The organism is Aurantiacibacter arachoides (genome assembly GCF_009827335.1).
GTDB lineage: Bacteria > Pseudomonadota > Alphaproteobacteria > Sphingomonadales > Sphingomonadaceae > Alteraurantiacibacter > Alteraurantiacibacter arachoides.
On the sequence record NZ_WTYH01000001.1, the window covers coordinates 2,261,995 to 2,285,464 of the forward strand.

General features: G+C 66.2%; 16 protein-coding genes, 1 pseudogene and 2 riboswitches. Of the genes and pseudogenes, 12 read left to right on the plus strand and 5 right to left on the minus strand.

All coding sequences use genetic code 11. From position 1 onward, the window contains the following. Positions 1-182: 182 nt before the first annotated feature. From GRI62_RS14670 to GRI62_RS11100, 10 genes and pseudogenes are all read left to right on the plus strand, one after another. Positions 183-260: pseudogene (locus tag GRI62_RS14670) on the plus strand (hypothetical protein); the annotation flags it as partial. 18 nt (positions 261-278) lie between these two features. Next, entirely contained in the window at positions 279-932 is a 654-nt protein-coding gene (locus GRI62_RS11060; protein ID WP_325063700.1) for an acyl-CoA thioesterase, read from the plus strand. 41 nt (positions 933-973) lie between these two features. Then, positions 974-1,936, plus strand: coding sequence for a sulfate adenylyltransferase subunit CysD (cysD, locus tag GRI62_RS11065; RefSeq protein WP_373283025.1), 963 nt, complete (start codon positions 974-976; stop codon positions 1,934-1,936). Further along, complete coding sequence (cysN, locus tag GRI62_RS11070; RefSeq protein ID WP_131453394.1) at positions 1,936-3,870, plus strand: sulfate adenylyltransferase subunit CysN; 1,935 nt, start codon at positions 1,936-1,938, stop codon at positions 3,868-3,870. The genes cysD and cysN overlap by 1 nt, the downstream gene beginning before the upstream one ends. 5 nt (positions 3,871-3,875) lie before the next feature. Further along, on the plus strand, positions 3,876-4,610 hold the full coding sequence (locus GRI62_RS11075) for a 3'(2'),5'-bisphosphate nucleotidase CysQ (RefSeq protein WP_131453395.1): 735 nt from the start codon (positions 3,876-3,878) through the stop codon (positions 4,608-4,610). Between the two features lie 78 nt (positions 4,611-4,688). Then, positions 4,689-4,779: riboswitch (glycine riboswitch) on the plus strand. Next, a riboswitch (glycine riboswitch) is annotated at positions 4,780-4,890 on the plus strand. Between the two features lie 49 nt (positions 4,891-4,939). Further along, positions 4,940-6,091: a glycine cleavage system aminomethyltransferase GcvT gene (gcvT, locus tag GRI62_RS11080; protein WP_131453396.1), complete on the plus strand. Its 1,152-nt coding sequence runs from the start codon at positions 4,940-4,942 to the stop codon at positions 6,089-6,091. Positions 6,092-6,094: 3 nt separating this feature from the next. Then, positions 6,095-6,466 carry a glycine cleavage system protein GcvH gene (gene gcvH / locus GRI62_RS11085; protein WP_131453397.1) on the plus strand — a complete coding sequence of 124 codons (372 nt, stop codon included), beginning with the start codon at positions 6,095-6,097 and terminating at the stop codon, positions 6,464-6,466. A 139-nt stretch (positions 6,467-6,605) separates the two neighbouring features. Then, complete coding sequence (gcvPA, locus tag GRI62_RS11090; protein ID WP_131453398.1) at positions 6,606-7,967, plus strand: aminomethyl-transferring glycine dehydrogenase subunit GcvPA; 1,362 nt, start codon at positions 6,606-6,608, stop codon at positions 7,965-7,967. Then, a complete protein-coding gene (gcvPB, locus tag GRI62_RS11095) occupies positions 7,964-9,574 on the plus strand; it encodes an aminomethyl-transferring glycine dehydrogenase subunit GcvPB (protein WP_131453399.1) in 1,611 nt (536 codons plus the stop codon). The genes gcvPA and gcvPB overlap by 4 nt, the downstream gene beginning before the upstream one ends. Positions 9,575-9,651: 77 nt before the next feature. Next, positions 9,652-11,220 carry a pre-peptidase C-terminal domain-containing protein gene (locus GRI62_RS11100; protein ID WP_160731868.1) on the plus strand — a complete coding sequence of 523 codons (1,569 nt, stop codon included), beginning with the start codon at positions 9,652-9,654 and terminating at the stop codon, positions 11,218-11,220. Positions 11,221-11,292: 72 nt separating this feature from the next. On the opposite strand, the gene GRI62_RS11105 is transcribed toward GRI62_RS11100, so the two are convergent. From GRI62_RS11105 to GRI62_RS11125, 5 genes are all read right to left on the minus strand, one after another. Then, positions 11,293-12,771: a sugar MFS transporter gene (locus tag GRI62_RS11105; RefSeq protein WP_131453401.1), complete on the minus strand. Its 1,479-nt coding sequence runs from the start codon at positions 12,769-12,771 to the stop codon at positions 11,293-11,295. A gap of 63 nt (positions 12,772-12,834) precedes the next feature. Beyond that, positions 12,835-15,171 (minus strand): glycoside hydrolase family 3 protein, encoded by a 2,337-nt coding sequence (locus GRI62_RS11110; protein WP_234027443.1) that lies wholly within the window; start codon positions 15,169-15,171, stop codon positions 12,835-12,837. Positions 15,172-15,320: 149 nt separating this feature from the next. After that, positions 15,321-16,511, minus strand: coding sequence for an MFS transporter (locus tag GRI62_RS11115; RefSeq protein WP_131453403.1), 1,191 nt, complete (start codon positions 16,509-16,511; stop codon positions 15,321-15,323). 8 nt (positions 16,512-16,519) lie between these two features. Then, positions 16,520-17,575 (minus strand): LacI family DNA-binding transcriptional regulator, encoded by a 1,056-nt coding sequence (locus tag GRI62_RS11120; RefSeq protein ID WP_131453404.1) that lies wholly within the window; start codon positions 17,573-17,575, stop codon positions 16,520-16,522. A gap of 154 nt (positions 17,576-17,729) precedes the next feature. Further along, positions 17,730-20,909 carry a TonB-dependent receptor gene (locus GRI62_RS11125; RefSeq protein ID WP_234032905.1) on the minus strand — a complete coding sequence of 1,060 codons (3,180 nt, stop codon included), beginning with the start codon at positions 20,907-20,909 and terminating at the stop codon, positions 17,730-17,732. 244 nt (positions 20,910-21,153) lie between these two features. Between GRI62_RS11125 and GRI62_RS11130 the strand changes: the two genes are divergently transcribed. Continuing rightward, positions 21,154-22,668 (plus strand): tryptophan halogenase family protein, encoded by a 1,515-nt coding sequence (locus GRI62_RS11130; protein WP_131453405.1) that lies wholly within the window; start codon positions 21,154-21,156, stop codon positions 22,666-22,668. Positions 22,669-22,755: 87 nt separating this feature from the next. Continuing rightward, positions 22,756-23,430 carry a response regulator transcription factor gene (locus GRI62_RS11135; RefSeq protein WP_131453406.1) on the plus strand — a complete coding sequence of 225 codons (675 nt, stop codon included), beginning with the start codon at positions 22,756-22,758 and terminating at the stop codon, positions 23,428-23,430. Positions 23,431-23,470 lie beyond the last annotated feature (40 nt).

Consider the following 23,470-nt stretch of genomic DNA (forward strand, 5'->3'; position numbering starts at 1 on the left):
CCCGGGAATGACGAACGCCGTGCCCACGACCTTTCCCGCGCTGCTCGCGCTGGCGCCGATGGGCACCCAGTCGTTCGCGGGCGCACCCGGCCCCGGCATCGGACCGCGCATGTTTGGCGGCCATGCGCTGGCGCAGGCGGTGATGGCGGTCAGCCTCGCCCTGCCCGCTGAGCGCAAGCCGCATTCGCTTCAACTTCCTCAGCCCCGGGGCGGCGGACAGGGCCACCTCCTACCGCGTCACGCCCCTGCGGGAGGGCCGCAGCTTCACCACCCTGCGCGTGGATGCGGAGCAGGACGGCAAGGCCATCCTCACCATGACCGATTCGGCGCAGGACGCCGAGGAAGGCTTCGCCCATGCCGCCACCATGCCGCAGGTGCCCGATCTGGACGCGGCGGCCCGCGCGCTGGCGGACTGGCAACAGGCGCAGGCGAATTTCGCCACGCTGCCGATCATCGGGCGGCTGGCGGATCGCCCGGTGGAGGTTGTTCCCATCGATGTAGAGGCCACCTTCGGCGGCGATGCCCGCCCTCCCCGCTCGGCCTGCTGGATGCGCGTGCGCGACGCGGCGGGACTTGGCCCGGCGATGCAGCGCCCTGCCCTCGCCTATGCGTCGGACATGCTGTTCCTGCGCAACGCCCTGCTGCCCCACGGGGTGCGACCGGGGGAGCGGGGCATCCAGATCGCCAGCCTCTACCATGCCATGTGGTTTCATGCCGATCCGGATTTCGGCCGATGGCACCTCTATGCCGGCGAAAGCCCTTGGGCGGGCGCGGCGCGCGGGCTGAGCCGCGGGCATTTCTTTGCCCGGGACGGCAGCCTGGTGGCCAGCGTCGTGCAGGAAAACCTCATGCGGGTCGTCGACGGGCGACTGACGAGGGGCGTGCAGGGCAGATCAGAGGGCCCTTTCTCAAGGCGGGAAAACTACCGTTAGGGCGGTTGATAGATCAGATGCCTTCAAGCCGGGCCGGGGTTGTGCCATCTAGCGCCCTCGCCTCCTTCTCCCGGCAGACCAGCACACCCATGACCGCACCGCTTACCCATCTCCAGCGCCTCGAGGCCGAGGCCATTCACATCATCCGCGAGGTCGTGGCAGAGGCGGACAAGCCCGTCATGCTCTATTCCGTGGGCAAGGACAGCGCGGTCATGCTGCACCTTGCACGCAAGGCATTCCATCCCGCGCCGCCGCCTTTTCCGCTGCTGCACGTCGATACGACGTGGAAGTTCAAGGCGATGTACGACCTGCGTGACAAGATGGCGCGCGAAAGCGGCATGGAGCTGATCGTCTATCGCAACGCGGAGGCCGAGGAGCGCGGCATCAACCCGTTCGACCACGGGCCCCTGCACACCGACATGTGGAAGACCGAAGGACTGAAGCAGGCGCTCGACCTCCATGGCTTCGACGCGGCCTTCGGCGGCGCGCGGCGTGACGAGGAGAAGAGCCGCGCGAAAGAACGCATCTTTTCCTTTCGCACCGCCAGCCACGGCTGGGATCCGAAGAACCAGCGTCCTGAGCTGTGGAACCTCTACAATGCGCGGAAGAACAAGGGCGAGAGCATCCGCGTCTTCCCGATTTCCAACTGGACTGAACTGGACGTGTGGCAATACATCCAGCTGGAAGGCATCGAAATCGTCCCGCTCTACTTCGCCGCCCCGCGCCCGACCTTCGAATACGAGGGCGGATTGTTCATGGCCGACGATATCGAACGGCTGGAGCAGGTGATGGGCACGCTGCCCGAGATCACCACGCGATCGGTCCGCTTCCGCACGCTCGGCTGCTTCCCGCTGACAGGTGCGGTGGAAAGCGAGGCGGCGACGCTCAGCGACGTGATCCAGGAAACCCTGCTCACCACCACCAGCGAACGGCAGGGCCGCGTCATCGACAAGGATGCAGGCGGCGCGGGCATGGAAAAGAAGAAGCAGGAGGGCTACTTCTGATGGCCGATAATGCACCGGGCGCCGTCTACGAAACCGATGCCCTCATCGCCGAGGATATCGACGCCTACCTCGCCACGCACCAGCACAAGACGATGCTGCGCTTCATCACCTGCGGCAGCGTCGACGATGGCAAGTCCACGCTGATCGGGCGGCTGCTGTATGACAGCAAGATGATTTTCGAGGACCAGCTCGATGCGCTCTCAGCCGACAGCAAGCGGGTAGGCACGCAAGGGCAGGAAATCGATTTCGCGCTGCTGGTGGACGGCCTCGCCGCCGAGCGCGAGCAGGGCATCACCATCGACGTCGCCTACCGGTTCTTCAACACCGAGAAGCGCAAGTTCATCGTCGCCGATTGCCCGGGGCACGAACAGTACACGCGCAACATGGTGACCGGCGCCAGCACGGCGGACCTGGCGGTGATCCTCGTCGATGCGCGAAAGGGCGTGCTCGTCCAGACGCGGCGGCACAGCTACCTGTGCCACCTGATCGGCATCCGCAACGTGGTGCTGGCGGTGAACAAGATGGACCTCGTCGATTACGACCAGGCGACGTTCGACCGCATCGTCGACGATTACGCCGCCTTCGCAAAAGGCATCGGCATCGACAGCTTCACCGCCATGCCCATCAGCGGATTTCGCGGCGACAACATCACCGCGGCGCCCAGCATCAATACCCCGTGGTATGCCGGACCGAGCCTGATCGAACACCTGGAAACGGTGGAAGTGCTGGCCGACGCGGCGGCGGACAAGCCGTTCCGCATGCCGGTGCAGTGGGTCAACCGCCCCAACCTCGACTTTCGCGGGTTCGCCGGCCTGATCGCCAGCGGCAGCGTGCGGCCGGGCGATGCGGTGCGCGTGCTGCCCAGCGGCAGGACCAGCACGGTGGCCAGCATCGTCACCATGGACGGCGATCTTGCCGAAGCCCGGGCCGGCCAGTCCGTCACGCTGACGCTGGCGGACGAAATCGATTGTTCGCGCGGGCAGGTGATCGCGGTGGCGGACGCCCCGCCCGAGGTTGCCGACCAGTTCGAGGCGACGATCGTCTGGCTTGCCGACGACGATCTCAGCGTGGGGCGCGGTTACTGGCTGAAGCTGGGATCGCAGACTGTCAGCGCAACGGTGCAGCAGCCCAAGTACCGCGTGGACGTGAACGCCGTGGGCGGCGACGGCGATCACCTCGCAGCCAAGACGCTCAGCCTCAACGATATCGGCGTGGCCGAGGTATTTGCCGACCGGCCGCTGGTGTTCGAGCCCTACGCCGACAATCGGGCCCTGGGCGGGTTCATCCTGATCGACAAGATCACCAATGCCACCGTGGCGGCGGGGATGCTGAACTTCAGCCTGCGCCGCAGCCAAAACGTGCACTGGCAGGCGACCGACATCACGCGGCAGCACCATGCGGCGATGAAGAACCAGCAGCCGCGCGTGCTGTGGTTCACCGGGCTTTCGGGTAGCGGCAAGTCGACCATCGCCAACGAGGTGGAAAAGCGGCTGGCACGGATGAACCGCCACACCTTCCTGCTCGATGGCGACAACGTGCGCCACGGGCTCAACAAGGATCTCGGCTTTACCGAGGCGGACCGCATCGAGAACGTCCGCCGCATCGGCGAAGTCGCCCGGCTGATGACCGATGCCGGCCTGATCGTGCTGACCGCCTTCATCAGCCCCTTCCGTGCCGAGCGACAGATGGTTCGCGAAATGCTGGCCGACCACGAGTTCATCGAGATCTTCGTCGACACCCCGCTGGAGGTGGCCGAGGCCCGCGACGTGAAGGGATTGTACAAGAAGGCGCGCAGCGGCGAGCTGAAGAACTTCACCGGCATCGACAGTCCTTACGAGCCGCCGGAAAACCCCGAGATCACGGTCAACACCGTCGCCATGACCGCCGCGGAAGCCGCCGAGCACATAGTGCGCCATATCCTGCCGCTGGCGTGAGCGCGATGACGGACGCGGAGCTTGCCGCCCATCTCGCCGACACCGCCGGGCGCATCCTCATCCAGGTGCGCGATTCCGGCATGTTCGAGGGCAAGGCGCTCGGCACGGCGGGCGATCAGACGGCGAACCAGTTCCTCGTCCACGCGCTGCGCCAGCAGCGGGCGGACGACGGGCTGCTCAGCGAAGAGAGCAAGGACACCGCCGCAAGGCTGGACACGGCGCGCTGCTGGATCGTCGATCCCGTCGACGGCACGCGCGAATACGGCGAGGCGCGCGATGACTGGGCGGTGCATGTCGGTCTGGCGGTGGATGGCCGGGCGAGCGTGGGCGCGGTCGCGCTGCCGGGGCCTGGCATCGTGCTGCGCTCCGACCAGCCCGTTGCCGTGCCGCCCGCGCCCGATACCCTGCGCATGGTGGTCAGCCGCACCCGCCCCGCCGCACAGGCCGTGGCCGTGGCCGACCGGCTGGGCGCGGAACTGGTGCCGATGGGCAGCGCCGGCGCTAAGGCGATGGCGATTGTCCTGGGCCAGGCGGACATCTACCTTCATTCCGGCGGGCAGTACGAATGGGATAGCTGCGCGCCCGTCGCCGTGGCCCTTGCGCACGGCCTGCATTGCAGTCGCATGGATGGCAGCGCGCTCGTCTACAACCGTCAGGATACCTACATGCCCGACCTGCTGATCTGCCGCCCCGAACACGCCGATTCGGTTTTCGCGGCCCTCGCCGGCCTAGACAAGTAACGGCTGCAACGATTCCCGATTGACCGGTTTGGCGCTTTGCAGCACAGCGGCGCTCGTCCGGTGAACGCGCAAGCGTGCGGCGGCAGCGCGGGAGAGCCTTTCCGATGGAAAGGCACCGAAGGAGCAACCGCCCCGGAAACTCTCAGGTACAAGGGACCGCGCGGCCGGAACGGACACTCTGGAAAGCGTTTCCCGGAAGGGCGACCACCGACGGAGTAAGGCGGGCTACCACTACGGAGCCCGCCGGAATCTCTCAGGTCCCAGCGACAGAGGGGGCATGGTGAACGTGGCCGGCTTTCGGCCATGGCCAAACCGTGCCGGAGCCTGTCTTGAGCGACCCTGAAACCGAAACCGAAGTCGAAAACCCGCCCGAAAAGCTGCCTCTCGACGCCTGGCACCGCGAACTCGGTGCGCGCATGGTGCCCTTCGCGGGGTATGAAATGCCGATCCAGTATGCCGGTGAGCATGGCGGCATCGTGGCCGAACACAATTGGACGCGGGCGCACGCGGGCCTGTTCGACGTCAGCCACATGGGCCAGCTCTATGTCAGCGGTGAGGGTGCGGAGGCGGCGATGGAAGCCGTGCTGCCGATCGACCTTTCCACCATGGCTGTGGGTCAGGTGCGCTATTCACTGCTGCTGGACGAGAACGGCGGCGTGCTCGACGACCTGATGGTGACGCGCTGGGGAACGGGGTTCTACCTGGTCGTCAACGGCGCGACCAAGTGGGACGACATCGCCCACCTTCGTGAGCATCTGCCCGACGAGGTCAGCCTCAATCACCTCGATGACAGCGCGCTCCTGGCCCTGCAGGGGCCGGAGGCCGCGGCGGCGCTTGCCCGGGTGACCGAGGGCGATCTGGCGGCCCTCACCTTCATGCGCGGGGGCGAGTTCACCCTCGACGGCGTGCCCGCCTGGATCAGCCGTACGGGGTACACCGGCGAGGACGGGTTCGAGATTTCCGTGCCCGCTGCAGACGTTGCGCGCATTGCCTCCCTGCTGCTTGACCAGCCCGAAGTGCAGCCCATTGGCCTCGGCGCGCGCGACAGCCTGCGGCTGGAAGCAGGGCTGCCGCTCTATGGCCACGACCTTTCGCCCGGGACCTCGCCCATCGAGGCGGGCCTGATCTTCGGCATCAACAAGCGCCGCCGCGCCGACGCCGGCGGCGACTTCCCCGGTGCCGCGCGCATCCGCCGCGAGATCGCCGAGGGCACGGGCCGCAAGCTCGTCGGCCTGGCGCTCGAAGGCCGCCTGCCCGCGCGCGAGGGGGCAGGCGTCTATTCCGGCGACAGCAAGGTCGGAACGGTCACCAGTGGCGGCTTCTCGCCCACGCTCGGCTATCCCATCGCCATGGCCTACGTCGATGCGGCCAGCGCCGCTGAGGGCAGCGAGCTCACCTGCGAGGTCCGCGGCAAGCACCTGCCTGCGCGCGTCGTCCCCCTTCCCTTCGTACCCCACACCTATCACCGCAAAGGAGCCTGACCGATGGCACGTTATTTCACCCAGGAACACGAGTGGCTCGACGTCGATGGCGACACCGCCACCGTCGGCATCACCGATCACGCGCAGGAACAGCTGGGCGACATCGTCTTCGTCGAGGTGCCCGAGGCGGGCAAGGAACTGACCAAGGGCGGCGAAGCCGCGGTGGTCGAGAGCGTGAAGGCGGCAAGCGACGTCTACGCCCCCATCGCCGGCACCGTGACCGAGGGCAATGCGGCGCTCGAAGGCGACCCCGAACTGGTCAACACCTCGCCGGAGGCCGACGGCTGGTTCTTCAAGATGACCGTGGCCGACAAGGGCGAACTCGACGGCCTGATGGACGCCGAGGGCTACAAGAGCTTCTGCGACAGCCTGTAATGCAATTCCCCCTCCCGCGCGCGGGAGGGGCCGGGGGTGGGCCTGTGCCGGGAACGCCCACCCCGCTGCAACCAACCTCGCTTCGCTCGGCAAGTCTCGCTCCCCTCCCGCAGGCGGGAAGGGACAATCAGGAATAACCATGCGCTACCTCCCCCTTACCGACACCGACCGCACGGCAATGCTGGGCACGATCGGCGCTGACAGCATCGACGCCCTGTTTGCCGACATCGCGCCCGCGCAATACCTCGACGGCCCCATCGAAGGCCTGCCGCTCCACGCCACGGAAATGGCTGTCGAGAAGCACATGCGTGCGCTCTCGCAGCAGAACCTGGCAGCGGGGGATGCGCCGTTCTTCTGCGGGGCTGGGGCCTATCGCCACCATGTGCCGGCCACGGTCGATCATCTGATCCAGCGCGGCGAGTTCCTGACCGCCTACACGCCCTACCAGCCGGAAATCGCGCAGGGCACGCTGCAAATGCTGTTCGAATTCCAGAGCCAGGTCGCGCGCCTTTACGGCTGCGCGGTGGCGAACGCGAGCATGTACGACGGCTCGACCGCGTGCTGGGAAGCCATCGTGATGGCCGGGCGGCAGACCAAGCGCAACCGCGTGCTCATCGATGGCGGCCTGCATCCGCACTACGTCGGCGTGGCGCAGACAATGGCCAAGTTCACCCATGCCGAGATCGCCTATGAACTGCCTACACTGGAAGCGGACGCGGGCGAGGATGCGCTTATCGCGCGCATCGACGAAGCGACCTCGTGCGTGGTCGTGCAGTATCCCGACATCCTTGGCCGCGTGCCCGATCTCGCCCGCATTGCCGATGCGGCGCACGCGGCAGGCGCCTTGTTGATCGCGGTCAATACCGAGCCGGTGGCATTGGGCGCGCTGGAGGCTCCCGGCAATCTCGGCGCAGACATCGTGGTCGGTGAAGGCCAGTCGATCGGCGTCGGGCTGCAGTTCGGCGGGCCGTATCTCGGCCTCTTCGCCGTGCGCGATGCCAAGCTCGTGCGGCAGATGCCGGGCCGCTTGTGCGGCGAAACCGTGGATGCTGACGGCAAGCGCGGCTTCGTGCTGACGCTGTCCACCCGCGAGCAGCATATCCGCCGCGAGAAGGCGACGAGCAACATCTGCACCAACTCGGGCCTGTGCGCCCTCGCCTTCTCGATCCACATGACGCTGCTGGGTGAAAAGGGCCTGACGGGCCTCGCCGCCGAGAACCACCGCCTTGCCTGCCTCGCTGCCGACAAGCTGGCCGCGGTGCCCGGCGTCGAGGTCGTCAACACGGTGTTCTTCAACGAATTCACCTTGCGCCTCCCCATCGAGAGCCGCCCGCTGGTGCGGGATCTTGCCGCAAATGGCGTGCTTGCAGGCGTCGCGCTCGGCCGCCTCTTTCCCGATGCGGAGGGGCTGGCGCACGGCCTCGTCGTCGCCGTCACCGAAACCACGAGCGAGGCGGATATCGATGCCCTCGCCTCCGCGCTGAAGGAGGCGCTCGCATGAACAAGCCGATCAACCAGAGCGGGTGGAAGCCCGGCACGCCGATGGCCTCGCAGGCTGCGGGCGCGCACCCCACCGTCACCGGCAACAAGGCGCTGATGCTGGAAGAGCCGCTGATTTTCGAGATTGGCACCAGTGAGACGACCGGCGTCGACCTGCCGGAATTTGGGACCGGTCCCAAATCGCGCCTCGGCAGCCACGCACGCAAAGGACCGATTGGCCTGCCGGGCCTTTCCGAGCCCGAGACCGTGCGTCACTACACCCGCCTCAGCCGCCAGAACTATGCCATCGACCTTGGCCTGTTCCCGCTCGGCAGCTGCACCATGAAGCACAACCCGCGTCTCAACGAGAAAGTGGCGCGCATGCCCGGCTTTGCCGACCTGCACCCGTTGCAGCCGGTCGATACCGTGCGCGGGGCGCTGGGCGTCATCAACGAACTGGCGCACTGGCTGATCACGCTGACCGGCATGCACGGCGTTGCCATGACGCCCAAGGCCGGTGCGCACGGCGAACTGTGCGGCATCCTGTGCATCCGCGCCGCGCTGGAAGCCCGCGGTGACGCGCGCGAGGTGGTCCTGGTGCCCGAGAGCGCCCACGGCACCAACCCCGCCACCGCCGCCTTTGCCGGCTACAAGGTGGAGGACATTCCCGCAGACAGCGAAGGCCGCGTGGATCTGGCGGCGCTCAAGGCCCGGCTGGGGCCGGACGTGGCGGGCGTTATGATCACCAACCCCAACACCTGCGGCCTGTTCGAGCGGGACATGAAGGCGATCTCCGACGCGGTCCACGCCGCGGGCGGCTTCGTCTACTGCGACGGGGCGAACTTCAACGCCATCATGGGCCGCGTGCGCCCGGGCGACCTCGGCATCGATGCGATGCACATCAACCTGCACAAGACCTTTTCCACGCCCCACGGCGGCGGCGGACCGGGTTCCGGCCCGGTGGTGCTGTCCGAGGCGCTGAGCCCGTTCGGCCCCCTGCCCTTCACCGCGAAAATGCCCGACGGCACGGTGCAGCTGGTCGAGGAGGAGAACGCCGACGAGCACGGTCACAAGCAGGCCTTTGGCCGCATGACCGCGTTCCACGGGCAGATGGGCATGTTCACCCGCGCGCTGACCTACATCCTCAGCCATGGCGCGGACGGCCTGCGCCAGGCGTCGGGCGACGCGGTGCTCAACGCCAACTACATCCTGCGCAGCCTGGATGACGTGCTCCACGCCCCCTTCGGCAAGACCGGCCCCTGCATGCACGAGGCATTGTTCGGCGACGAAGGCTTCGCCGAGGGCATGTCCACGCTCGACCTCGCCAAGGGCCTGATCGACGAGGGCTTCCATCCGATGACGATGTATTTCCCGCTGGTCGTCCACGGGGCCATGCTGATCGAGCCGACCGAGACCGAGAGCAAGGCCGGGATCGACCAGTTCGTGATGGCCATGCGCAGCCTTGCGGAACGGGCCCGCGCCGGTGACGAGGCGCTCAAGGCCGCGCCGCACCACGCCCCCCGTGCGCGGCTTGACGAGGCGCTGGCGGCACGCAAGCCGCGCCTCGCCTGGAGCGAGCCGGAAGCGGCGCCGGGCAGCGGCAATTACGAGGTGCCTGGCGGCGGGTGATCCGGCGTTAGTGTTCGGTTCAGAGGTGCGGCTGCATGGATGAACCGTTCACCAGGCCAATCCGGGGGGATTTTTCGATGATCAGGCGCGCTTCCTTCACCACTGCGGCGATGCTGGCGGCGGGTGCGGCCTTGCTGGCCTTCGTCCCGGCCAGCGCCAGTCAATCGGGCAAGCCGGCGACCAGCAACAGCGGCCGCATCGCCATCGGCGACGGGGTGGACGGGCGCATTTCCCGCAGTAACGCCACATACACCGTGCAGGGCCGCGCCGGGCAGCGCCTCCGCGCCGCGCTGAGCTCCGACGATTTCGACACGGTGTTGCGCCTGCGCGGACCCGGAGGGTTCGAGGTCGAGAACGATGATGCGGGCGGCTCGCTCAACAGTCTGGTCGATGCGGTCCTGCCGGTGGACGGGGCCTACAGCCTGACCGTATCGTCCTTCAACAACGAAGGCAGCGGCGCCTTTCGCTTGGGCACCATGGACCCTGCCCGCCCGGTCGGCGGCATCGCCCCGGCGATCGTGCTGGGGCAATCACTGACCGGCGCGCTGACACGGTCGGACGCCACGGCGCTGAGCGGCGAATACGTTGATTACTACGCCTTTACCGGCAGGCGGGGGCAAGCGGTCACCTTCGATCTGGGATCGGACAGCATCGATACGCTGCTCTCGGTCTACCTGCCTGACGGGCGGGTGGAATCGAACGACGATCTTTCCGCCGGAGAGAACACCAATTCGCGGCTTTCCATCACCCTGCCCGCGGATGGCACTTACCATGTTGCCGCCAGCAGCTTTGGCCGCGGCATGACGGGGCCTTACGCGGTGCGCCTTTCGGAAACGGCGGCAGGGGTGCGCACGGTGCGGCCCGCGGGCGGACAGGCGCAGGTCTATGCGCTGACCATCGGGGTCGCCGATTACGAGCGGATGAGCACGCTGTCCCGCACCGATGAGGACGCCACCCGCATCGCTGCGGCGCTGCGCAACCAGGGCATACTGGCAGAAGGAAGCGCCAACCTCGTCAATGCCGACGCCACCCGCGCCAACGTGCGCCGCGCGCTTGACCGGATGGCAGCGGCCATGGGCCCGGACGACCTGCTGATGGTGTTCTACTCCGGCCATGGCGACAAGGTGGAGGGCATGACCACCGAACGCGACGGCAGTGCCGAGACCATGGAGCTGTTCGACGCTGCGCTCTACGATTACGAACTGGCCGACTGGATGGCGGACATCGAGGGTCGCGTGCTGCTGGTGATGGACAGCTGCTTTTCGGGCGGGTTCGACCAGATCGTGGATGCCCGCGATGAACGGATGGGCGTGTTCAGCTCGGATGCCGATACCCTCAGCCTGGTCGCCACCGAGAACAAGGCCGGCGGCTATATCAGCGCCATCTTCCGGGCCGCGCTGGAGGGCGAGGCGGACCTTGATCGCGACGCCGCGCTGACCGCGGGCGAGCTGTCGGAATTCATGCGGATGCGCTTCTACCGCACCATTCTCGACAATCCGCTAGCGACCGATGCGCAGGATTTTCGTGACGCGATGACGCCCGGGTGGCAGCACATCGTGATCGACCGCGGCGGCGACGGCATGGCGCACGGTCAGGTGCTGATGACCCTTGGCGGTGGACCGCGTCAGGTCGCCCGCGCCAACTGAGCCTCGCCAACGAAGAAAAGGGGCGGAGCGTCACACCGACGCCCCGCCCCTTTCTCAACTCCCCTTCAGGTTTTAGAACGCGATCGGCGCTGGCCTGCGGGCAAAGACGCCGAAGCCCGCAATGATGGCGTAGCAGATCGCGGGTATCGCCAGCGCCAGAGCCAGGTTCCCGCCGGTTGCATCGGCCACCACGCCATAGAGCAACGGCACTACCGCGCCGCCAAAAATAGCGACATTGATAATGCCAGAGCCATCGGCTGCCCTTGGTCCCAGCCTCTCGCAAGCTAGGGAAAAGATCGTCGGAAACATGATCGAATTCATAAGACCGACAGCCAGCAGGGTGAACCCGGATACTTCTCCCGTCGTATTGGTTGAAATCAGGATTAGCGCAATCGCTCCAATCGCATTGAAGGCCAGGATCTTGCCCGGACTGAAAAGCCGTAAAGCGGCGGAGCCGATGAAGCGGCCGAACATCGCGCCGCCCCAGTAAAGCCCGATCATCCATTCCACGGCATTGGGTTCGGCGCCGAAGATACGGTTCAGGAAGGCTGTTGCCGGTCCACCGTTTGCCATCACGCTGTCCTGTAGCAGGTAATTGATGACGATCGAGCCGATCGAAACTTCCGCTCCGACATAGAGGAAAATGCACAACGCGCCGTAACCAAAGCGTGTACGGCGCAGCAAAGCGTTGTCATAGAGCCAGTAGGTCGGTGCCAAAAGAATCACGAATACACCAAGCCAACCGTTGACATTGATGGCGAGGAACACACCTGCCACGGCAAGTGCGAGACCCACCAAGTATCGCTTATTAGACACAAGCTCACCTTCGCCAATCACGGTCGCGTCATGCGGAAGGCGATTGCGAAACAGCCAGACCGCTGCGGCAACGAGCAAGATCAGCACCGCAACACCCAAATAACCCTGCCAGATTGCCTGGCTTTCAGCAGCCCGGTAAGCCTGAAGCGCCGCGCCTTCCAACTGGTCGGCACTTACATTAGCCAGCGAACCGAGAATGATTGCAGCACCGACGAGTGGAAAGACTGTCGTTCCCAAAGAATTGAAAGCCTGAGCAAAAGTAAGGCGGCTGTGCGTTGTGGATGGTGGGCCAAGTAGGCTGATGAGAGGGTTCGCTACGACCTGCACGATCACCACCCCGCTCGCCAGAATGAACAGAGCGCCCAGAAAAAGTGCATACGTGGCGGTCTGGCTAGCAGGAATGAACAGCAGGCAGCCGAAGATCATCGTCACCAGACCGGCGACAGCACCTCGCATATAACCGATACGCTTGACCAGTTTCGCCCCAGGGATGCCGATCAAAAGGTATGCTCCGAAAAAGCAGAATTGAACCAGCATCGCCTCGGTATACGACAGGGTAAACAGCTCACGTAGCTTGGGAATGAGCACGTCGTTCAGTGAAGTGATGCCACCGAAGATAAAAAAGAGCCCGAATACAAAGTAATTGAGACCCGGCGCTTTTACAGGCGCGGCATCTTCTTCTGCGGCAACCGGACGCGGATCGGTGCTGCTGGAAACGTCGGGTACCAGGGCCATTCAGTCGTACTCCCCTAGAGGCCGCCTCTTGCGGGCGGGCCCATCATGTAATCAGGCGATTGCCTAGAAAGCGCAAGCCGTTCCTTCGGCGACCTCGACACGCTCCATCCCGGCGATGCGGATGGTGACGTTTGCCGCCGTGCGGAAGGCGAGCAGGTCGCCCAGCTGACCGGCGCACTGATCGGTAATCAGCATCTCGCGGAAACCCTTGCCCTCGGCGTGGGCGAACTGTTGCGTCACGTCGAACGTGGCGGTCGCACCGCCATCGGTGCCGGTGACCAGCGTCACGGGTGCGGTCGGCCGGGTCAGCACCTCATACGTCAGGCGCCAGGCGTCGGTGCTGCTCTCGGCGGCGAGGAAGGCGATCTGCGATCCTGCGCGCATGGCGATCTCGCGCGCGTCTTCCTGCGCGTTGCGATCGAAACCGCGCGCGGTGATCGATCCGTCCGCCGCCGCGCCGCGCAGCTGGCTGAGCATGGACCCATCGCCCGCGCGCACCCGCACGCCATCGGCTAGGCGGCCCGAACCGAACAGCGCCGCTCCAGTGCCCTCAACCAGGGCCGTGCAGCTTTCGCCCAGCGTGGGCATGGCGGAGGTCTGTCCGCTGGCGAGACCGTAGCCGACCGGGAACAGCGCGCGATTGCTGCGCGCGACCGGGCGGCCGGTGCAATCGTTGGGCCAGCCGAACGACAGGCGCCCCGTGGCGGGCACCGCGCCCGTCAGCACGTCGGCCACACCCGCGCCCTCGCTGCCCGGCAGCCAGCTGGCGACAAAGGCGTTGGCCAGGTTCATTTCGCGGTTCATCCACATCGGCCGGCCCGACAGGAACACGGCTACGGTAGGGATGCCCTGTTCGCGGAAGCGGCGCAGCAGGGTTAGGCCTTCCTCGTCGCGCAGGGCCAGATCGCGGCGGTCGCCGGCGAATTCGGCATAGGGCTCCTCGCCGAAGACCACCACGGCCACATCGGGCCGCGTGGCGAAACTGCCGTCGGCGGACAGCGTCGCGCGCCCGCCGCGCTGGGTTACCGCCAGCTCCAGCCCCTGCCAGATCGAGGTCGCGCCGGGGAAGCGTTGCGCGGCGTCGTATTCCGTGCTGCCCTGCCATTCGAGCGTCCAGCCGCCAGCGGCCTGGCCGATGTTGTTCGCAGCACTGCCGGCGACCAGCACGTTGGCGCCTGCGCGCAGCGGCAGGGTGCCATCGTTGCGCAGGATCACCTGCGATGCTGCCACCGCCTCGCGCGCCAGGGCGCGGTGCTCGGCGGAACCGAGAAGATCGAACCTCCCGCCCACGCCGCGCGTCGACGGGCGCTCCGCCTCGGGGCCGAGCAGTCCGGCGCGGTACTTGATCCGCAGCACGCGGGTCACCGCCTCGTCCAGCCGGGCCATGGGAATGGTGCCATCGTTGACCTGGCGCACCAGCGATTCCATCAGGCCGCGCCAGTCATCGGGCACCATGTAGATGTCGAGCCCGGCAAGCAGCGACTGCGGGCAATCGGTGTTGGTGCAGCCCTGCACCTGCGCATGGCCGTTCCAGTCGCCCACGACCAGCCCGTCGAAACCCATGCGACCGCGCAGCACGCCGGTCAGCAGCGGACCGTTGCCGTGCATCTTGGTGCCGTTGATCGAATTGAAGCTGGCCATCACCGACTGCACGCCTGCGTCGATCGCCGCGGGATAGGGGCGACCATGCAGCGCGACGAGATTGTCGATGTCGCCCGTAACCTCGCCCTGGTCGACGCCGTCGGTGGTGCCGCCGTCGCCGAAGAAGTGCTTGGCCGTGGCGATCACGCGTCCGTCACCCAGGAAATCGGCATCGCCTGGCCGGCCCTGCAAACCTTCCACCAATGCCGCGCCAAGCGTGGCGACGCGATCCGGATCCTCGGAATAGCTTTCGTAGGCGCGGCCCCAGCGCAAATCCTGCGCCACGGCGACGGTGGGCGAGAAATCCCAGTCGATGCCGGTCGCTTCCACCTCTACGGCTGTCGCCTGGCCGATGCGCCGGACGAGGTCTGCATCGTTTGTCGCGCCCAGCGCCACGTTGTGCGGGAATATCGTGGCGCCGACCACGTTCGTGTGGCCGTGCACCGCGTCCGTGCCCCACATCGTCGGGATGACCGGCTCGCCATTCGGCAGCGGTCGCACCGACGCATCGTACATTTCGTCGGCCAGGCGCAGCCATTCGCTGGCGGGCGCGAACTCGTCTCCGTACGGACCGCCGTTGCCACCGTTGAGGTAGCTGCCGAAGCGGTAGCGGGCCATGTCTTCCGCAGTGAAGGAATTGATCTGCGGCTGGATCAGCTGGGCGACCTTGCGCTCCGTCGACATGCGGGCGACCAGCGCTGCGACATAGGCGTCCTCGCCAGCCCGCTCGGCGGACGCCACGGTGCCGGACTGCGGCATGGTGGCACAGCCTGCAAGGCTCGCCCCTGCCAGCAGTACGGCCGAAATTGCACGAATCGAAAAACCAGCCCGCATCATATCCTCGTGTTCTTTTTTTGAGAACGTTCCCAACCCAGGGTTCTACACGCCATCAGGCCATTGGCAAGAAGCTAATTGCGGGCAGTGAGCAGAAGCAGGGAGGCGAGACCGGCCAGACCGGCCAGCAGCACGAAAAGGCCGGCAAACCCGAACACCGGCACCAGCGCCAGCGTGAGCCCGGGCATGATGAGCGAGGGCACGGTGTTGGTGAGATTGAACAGGCCAAGGTCTCTTCCCCGGCTTTGCGGGCGGGGCAGCACGCGCAGGGTCTGGGCAGAGTGCAGCGACAGGAAGACCGAGGCGCCCAGTCCGAACAGCGCATATCCCGCCAACGCCATGGCCAGCCCCGGCGCCGCGGCCATGATGGCGAGTGCGATGGCCGCGAGGCCCGCGGCAAGACCCAGCGGCACGATAGGCCGGTCGTGACGGTCGGCCCAGCGCCCGGTCAAGAGCGCGGCAGGCACCGAGACCAGCAGCACCAGGCCGAAAATCCGCGCGGTCGTGGAATCGGTGATGCCGGGCGCGATCGATCGCAGCCAGAGGTAGAGGTAGGCGAACAGCGCCGCCTCCGCCACCTGCACCAGCAGCCGCGCCAGCCACATCCGCGCGACCAGCATTCGCCGCGCGCTGCCGGTCACCGTGCGCGGGGCAGGCCGCATGAGTTCGGGAAACCGTGCCGGATTGCCGAACAATAGCACCGGCGCAACGCAGGCCACCACCAGCCCCGCCACCAGCACCAGCCGGTTATCGGCAGAAGCGAGGCCGGGGATGGTCACCAGCGCACCCGACAGCCCGCCCAGCGCCGGGGCAAAGGCGAGGAGGCCGCCCAGCGTGCCCTTCTGCGCGTCCGGCACCGCGTCACCCGCCCAAGCGGACAGCGGCCCCAGCATCATGTTGAGCGCCACCTGCCACGCCAGCAGCAGTCCGACGAGCGCCGGCAGATCGCGCGGCACGGCCAGCATCACCAGCAGCACGCTGCTCAGCACAAGGCCGGCCACGATCCATCCGCGCCGGTTGCGGGTGCGATCGGACAGCCAGCCGAACAGGATGTTGGCCAGGCTGGCCACCGTCGCTCCGCCAAAGGCCAGAATGGCGAGCCAGCGCACGCTGTCCGCGCCCGCCAGCGTTTCCACGCGCACGGGCAACAGGATCGTCAGCAGCGGAACATAGGCGATGGCACCCCCCGCCACGGCCAGCGCGTAAAGCACCAGAAAGCGCCGGGACTGGCGTTGCGGGGTCGCCGCGCCGGCCGGATCAGCCACGGCGCCGATCAGCCACGGCGCGGGGCGGCAACGGAATCGCGCTCGATCAGGCTCCCCTCGATCACCACCGGCATGGGCGGCAGCGGCTCTCCGCGGTTGGCCATGATCAGAAGTTCCACCGCTTTAGCCACAGTGTCCGCCACCGGCTGCTCGATCGCGGTAAGCGGGGGCTGGACGAAGCGCACCACGGGAGTGTTGTCGAAACTGATGAGCGACAGATCGCCCGGCACGCGCATTCCCAGTTCGTGGGCGACGGCGTTGGTGGCCATGGCCATCTGGTCGTTGCTGGCGATGATGGCGGTGGGCCGGACCTTGCCCGACAACAGGCGCCGCGCCGCTGCCTCGCCGCTGTCGTAGGAAAAGTCACCGCGCTCGCACAGGCCATCTGTGGCAAGCCCCGCTGCGGTCATCGCCTCCAGCCAGCCGCGCTTGCGCCAGCCGCTGAGCGCATATTCGCGCGAACCGGCGATGAAACCGATGCGTTCGTGCCCCTTGGCGATCAGGTGGCGCACCGCTAGCGCTGCCAGCCTGTCGTCACCCATGGTCAGCGCAATGGCCCCGTCACGCGTCTCTGCGCCGATCCGCGCAAAGGGGATGCGATGCGCGGTCAGCAGGTCGGTGATGAGGGGGTTGTCGGCGTGCGGCGGGGTCAGGATCACGCCATCGGGCTGCAGCGCCGCGATTGCCGCTTTGAGCTCGCGCTGCACGTTGTCGTCATGGGTATCGACCAGTTCGAAAATCAGGCGATAGCCATGTTCGGCGCACATGAGCATCCCGCCCATCAGCATCTGGTCGACCCAGTCGTTGCCCTCGCGCGCCTTCCACGCCTCTATCGTGCGTTCGCGGTCGTTGAGGGCGAGGATGAGGTAGCTTTTCGAACCGCTCATACGCTGCGCGGCGATCGAGGGGACGTAGCCCAGCTTGTCGATCGAGGCCTGCACCCTGGCCTTCATCTCGGGGCGGACGTTGGCCTCTGAGTTGATGACGCGGCTGACCGTCTGCAACGAGACGCCGGCATCCGCCGCGACATGTTTGATGGTGACCGATTGCCGTCTGCGAACCACGTTGCTTCCCTGTCGTTCCAGCCCGCCCGCTAGCGGGCGCCGGGCCTAAAAGCCAGTGCGGCAGACCGCGTCCACCGACGAAATGGGCTCCGGTGCAATAAACAGCACCGGAGCCCATCCATTTCTCCGCCCGTTTAGGAGCGCCGATCTCTTGCTAGAAATCGAACCGGACGAGGAAGGTGTAGCGGCGGTCATTGCGGAATGCCGAACGGGTGATCCGCGTGCCGTCGAAGTCGATGACCTGGCTGGTCTCGGTCACCTCGTCGAGCAGGTTCACGCCCTGAACGCCGATCTTGATGTTGTCCGTCAGGGCATAGAAGATCGACGCGTCGAGCTGCCCCGTCGCCTCGCCGTAGATCGGCGAGTAAGGGAAGATCACGTCACGCGGGGTGATCAGGAAGTCCGAGCGCCAGTTGTAGGCCGCACGCGCCTGGATGCCGTACATCTCGTAGAACAGCACGGCGTTGACGGTATGCTCCGACACGCCTTCGAGCGGCAGGCTGGGCGCGATCGGGCTGGCGCCCGCCAGGTTCACGTTGTTGAACGAGCCCGCATCGACGTAGGTGTAGGTTCCCTGGAAACCGAGCCCGGCGAGCGGCCCTGGCAGGAAGTCGTAGGTCTGCTGGTACGCGACCTCGAAGCCCTTCAGGTTTCCACCCTCGCGATTGAACGGACCCGAATAGAGCACCTCCGCCGTTGCCCCGCTGGGCGCGGTGTAGGTGCGCGTTTCGGCGCCGCCGCTGACGATGCCTTCGATGTCCTTGAGGAACGCCGCCGCCGTCAGCGAACCCACGTCGTCGAAGTACCACTCAGCCGAAAGGTCGTAATTCCATGAGGTCGTCGGGCGCAGGAAGCGGTTGCCGCTCTGGATGGCGAACAGTTCACCCGTCTCCAGCGTGCCCGCCTGACGCAGGTTGCCGGTGTTGTTCCCCAGCGTGCCGCCGGTCTGGTAGGCCGCGAGGTCCGGACGGAACAGCCCGCGCGATGCGGCGCCGCGGAAGACGAAGCCGGTGCCGGTGTCGAACCGCAGGTTCAGACTGGGCAGCCAGTTGTCGTAGATCACGTCAGACCCGTCGGCGAGCGATTCTCCGGTAAAGGCCTGCGCGAATTCGGCCAGGCGGGCGTTGGACAGCAGGCAGTAGTCGAGGCCCGGCGTGCCGGCAGGGGCGTTGGCGCACAGGTCGCGCAGGCCAGCCACCGTCACCACCGTGCCACGCGGCAGGCCGAGAGCGTCGGCACCGGGGAACGCAATGTCGCCACGTACGCCCACGGTCGTTTCGACGTAGCGCACGCCAAGGTTGCCGGAGAACTCCGCCCCGCCATCGAAATCGATACCGAAATCGACGCGGGCGTAGGCCGCCTTCGTCTCTTCCCCGATCGTCGAGATTTCGCTCGGCGTGAAGGGCGTGCCGGGCACGAGGTTGGATCGCGAGTAAATCGGGTTGAAGGCGTTGGGCGTCAGCGTGAAGCCGGTGATCGCATCTGTCTGCTGCTCGATGCTGCCATCCAGATACCGCTCCAGCAGGTCGTCGCCGCCGAAGAAGAAGCCGGTGCCGTCACCGAACGGGGTCGGCGCATTGCCGCGCTGGAAACCGTCGGCAAAGGGCGAATAGAGGCTTGCGCTTTCGGGGAAGTCGAACACGTAGGCGCCGCCGCAACCGAAGGCCTGGAAGTCCTGACAATTCCAGTTGCCGCCCCGGCCCGTCCACGGCGCGCCGAGGTTGCCCCAGTTGGAGAAGTTGGCGTTGCGGGTCGTGCGGCCGCGCTCCGACCAGCGGGCGCCGAAGCGCGCCGTGCGGAAGAAGCCATCGTCGGAGATGTCGTATTCGACATCGCCACGCAGCGAATACATGTCGCCTTCGTTCTCGAGCTGGTTGTCGAGCGCGAACCAGTAGAAGGTCTTGGTCGGATCGGTGAAGTAGCTGGCGTCCGAAGTCGCCTGGCCGGGGGTCAGGAACTGCACCTGCGGAACCTCGCCCGAGGTGTCGAGCGAGAGGTCGGTATAGGTCTGCATCGCGGCGATGAAGCCCTGCGCCTCGCGCCCGTTGTTGATGTACTGCCCTTCGAAGTTGAAGCGCAGGCGATCGGTCGGCTCCATGAAGATCTGCAGCGAGACGTCCTCGACAAGGTCTTCTTCCTGCTGGTCGAAGCGCAGCAGTTCGGTCGGGATGCCGGGAATGCCGCCGTAGGGATTGTTCTGCGTCAGAATGCCGCTCTGGAACACGCCGTCCTCGAAAACCGGGGTCGTGCCGGGGCGGAAGCCGGGGAACAGGGTGTCGTCGTTGACCAGCGCCAGCGCCGAGAATTCCTGCAACTGCCCCTCGTTCTCGGACCGCAGGTATTCCGCGGTGATGAGGAAGCGGCGGTCTTCGGTTTCGAACTGGGCCACGGCCGAATAGGCGCGGCGGTCCCGCTCGAACGCGGTGGTGCGCACGCCCGCGCCCTTGGGAATGATGACCGATCCGGCGGGCGGGAAGTTGGTTTCGTCGAACTGCTGCCCGCCGATGCCGGCAGAAGTCGTGGGCGCGACGCGGATGCAGGTGCCGCTGAAATCGGGCGCGCGATAGCAGGGGTCGGTGATCTGCGAGGCGTCGGAGCGAGTGACCAGCTCCTGCTGAGCATAGCCAAGCTGCAGGCCGAAGGTGCCCACGCCGGTTTGGAAGGTGTTGGAAACGAGCGCGGAAAAACCGGGCGACCATTCCTCGGCCAGGTCGCCGTAGTTGTATTCGGCGGTGCCCGCGATGTGCAACCCAGGGTTGTCGAGCGGCTTGCGGGTGACGAGGTTGACGGTGCCCGAAATGCCGCCCTCGATCATGTCGGCGGTGGTGTTCTTCCAGATCTCGATACGGCCAAGCAGTTCGGGCGAGACGGTGTTGAAGTCGAGCCCGCGCCCGCCGTTGGCGGAGAACACGTCGCGGCCGTTCAGTTCGGCCATCACGAAGGGCAGGCCGCGGATGACCACACCCGAACCTTCCACGCTGAAGCGATCGGGATCGTTGTTGCCGATGAAGCGGTCGATGGTGACGCCGGGCACGCGCTGCAGCGCCTCGGCGACCGAGCGATCGGGCAGTGCGCCGATGTCCTCGGCGCTGAGGAAGTCACCGACGGTATCGGCGTTTTCCTTGAGGTTCTGCGCGTTTTCGAGCGCGGCACGGAAGCCGGACACGATGATCACATCTTCGGGTGTCGCGTCAGGGTCGCTCTGCTCTTCCATCTCGTCATCGACGGTCTGCTGCGCGAAAGCGACGTTCGGCATCATGGCCGCGAGCGTCAGGCTGGAAACGGTGACGAGCGCACGGGCCCGGCCAACGGGCGTAAAAGCGATCTTTCGCACAATCTTCTCCCTATCGCATCGGAACTTGTTTTCGTTCCGAATGGTCAATGCGATCCATCCCGACCCCGGGACTCGGTGCTTGGCATAGCAGCGTTGTTAGCGTTCTCAAGAGCAAAAAATGAACGTTCACATCTGTCCGCCGGCAGTGTAGCATATTTGCCATATTCGACTAGGCAGGGGCAATGCGATACGCCCCTGCGGCAGCCTGCCTCCAAGGGGACGGCGAGACGGCGCAGGAGACGGCATGAAGGTTCCAATCAAGCACATCGTGATCGTGGGCGGCGGCACCGCGGGGTGGATGGCCGCCGCGGCCCTTTCACGGCTCATCACCGAACGGCGCGACCTGCGCATTACCCTGGTGGAAAGCGAGGCCATCGGCACGGTCGGCGTGGGCGAGGCGACGATCCCCCCCTTCGTCGACTTCCAGCGCCTGCTGGATATCGACGAGGCGGAAATGCTGGCCGCCGTGCAGGGCAGCTTCAAGCTGGGGATCCAGTTCGTCAACTGGGGCAAGCTGGGCGACAGTTACATCCACCCCTTCGGCAATTACGGCTACGAGATCGGCGGCCTGAGCTTCCACCACGTCTGGCACCACCAGAAGACCCTGGGCGACAATCGTCCGATCCAGGTCTTCAACGCCGAGACGATGGCCGCATACTTCGGCAAGTTCGCCAAGACCGACGGCCAACAGCGCGACGACCTGCCGCCGGTCAATTACGCCTACCACATCAACGCCACCGCCTACGCCGGCTTCCTGCGCCGCTATGCCGAAAGGCGCGGCGTTGTGCGCCAGGAAGGGCGCGTGGAGCACGTCGCGCTGGATGGGGAAACAGGCTTCGTCTCGTCCATCCGGCTGGACAGCGGGCAGGTCATCGCGGGCGAACTGTTCGTCGATTGCTCGGGCTTTCGCGGGCTGCTGATCGAACAGGCGCTGGAGACAGGGTACGAGGAGTGGACCCACTGGCTGCCGTGCAACCGCGCCGTGGCCCTGCCCTGCAACCGCGACGATGGCAGCCCGCCCGCCCCCTTCACACGGGCCACGGCCCATTCCGCCGGCTGGCAGTGGCAGGTGCCGTTGCAGCACCGCAACGGCAACGGCCATGTCTATTGCGATGCCTTCATGGATGCGGACGAGGCGACGGACATTCTCCTGCAGAACATCGCCGGCAAGCCCACCGCCGATCCCAACCACCTGCGTTTCGTTACCGGGCGGCGCAAGAAGTTCTGGAACCGCAACGTGGTGGCGCTCGGCCTCGCCTCGGGGTTCATGGAGCCGCTGGAATCGACCTCGATCCACCTCATCAACACCGGCATCAACAAGCTGGTCGCGCTGCTCTCGCTCGATGGCGTCACACAGGCGCAGGAGGATGCCTTCAACCGCCTGACGGGCAAGGAATACGCGCGCATCCGCGATTTCCTGATCCTGCATTACAACACCACGACCCGCACCGACACCGAGTTCTGGAACTATTGCCGCACCATGAGCGTGCCCGACAGCCTCACCGAAAAGGTCGAGCTGTTCAAGCTGAACGGCCAGATCTTCCGCGAGGAGGACGAGCTGTTCACCGAGACCAGCTGGGCGGCGGTGATGATGGGCCAGGGTATCCAGATGCAGGGCCACAACGCGATGGCCGAAACGCTCGATCCGGCCGAAACCAGGCGCGAGCTCGACGAGATGGAAAAGTCCATCCGGTATGCCGTCCAGCACATGCCCGGCCACGCCGACTTCCTGCGCCAGTACTGCCCCGCGCCCGCTTGAAATTAAAGCACGGTTTCGCCGCGCGATTGTCACGCCTGAGTCAAATTTGCCCGTCACCTAGCCTGTCGAAACTTCAGGCATGGGGCGATGCAGCGGATCACGATCCTTACGACGGACGAAGAGGCGGCAAGGTCCGCCAGCTTCACGCATGACGGCACGCAGTTCGCCTTTGCCCTGCTGACCTGTGAAGGTCCGCGTCAGCTGGTGGACGGCACGCCCTTTGCCTTTGTCGACTGGATGATGCCCGAATGTTCGGGCCTGGAACTGGTGCGCCGTTTGCGCGCCGATCCGCGGCTGCTGTCGGCCCATGTCACCATGGTCATCGCCGATCCCACGGATGACGAGAAGCGCCGCGCGCTAGCGGCAGGGGCGGACGACTATGCCACGCACCGGCTGGACCGGCAGGCCATGCTGGACCGGGTGCTGGCACGCCACGCCGATTACGCCGGCCACGCGGGTGACCGGCTGCTGGAACTCGGCGCGCTCAGCATCAATGTCGGCAGCGAGAGCGCACGCTGGCACGACCGCGCCATCCAGCTACGTCCCAACGAGTTTCGCGTCCTGCGCTTCCTTGCCGAGAACCCCGACCGCATCTTCTCCAGGGCGGACCTGATCGCCGCGCTCGGCAAGGCGGGCGATCCGGAATACCTGCGCACCGTGGACGTCTGGATCAAACGCCTGCGCGGTGGCCTACGCTCCGCCGGTGCGGATCACCTGCTGCGGACCGTCCACGGCAAGGGCTACGTGCTCGACCGCCCCTGACAGCGATCGCGAAAGCAAGGGCGGCCCCCCGTCGCCGGAG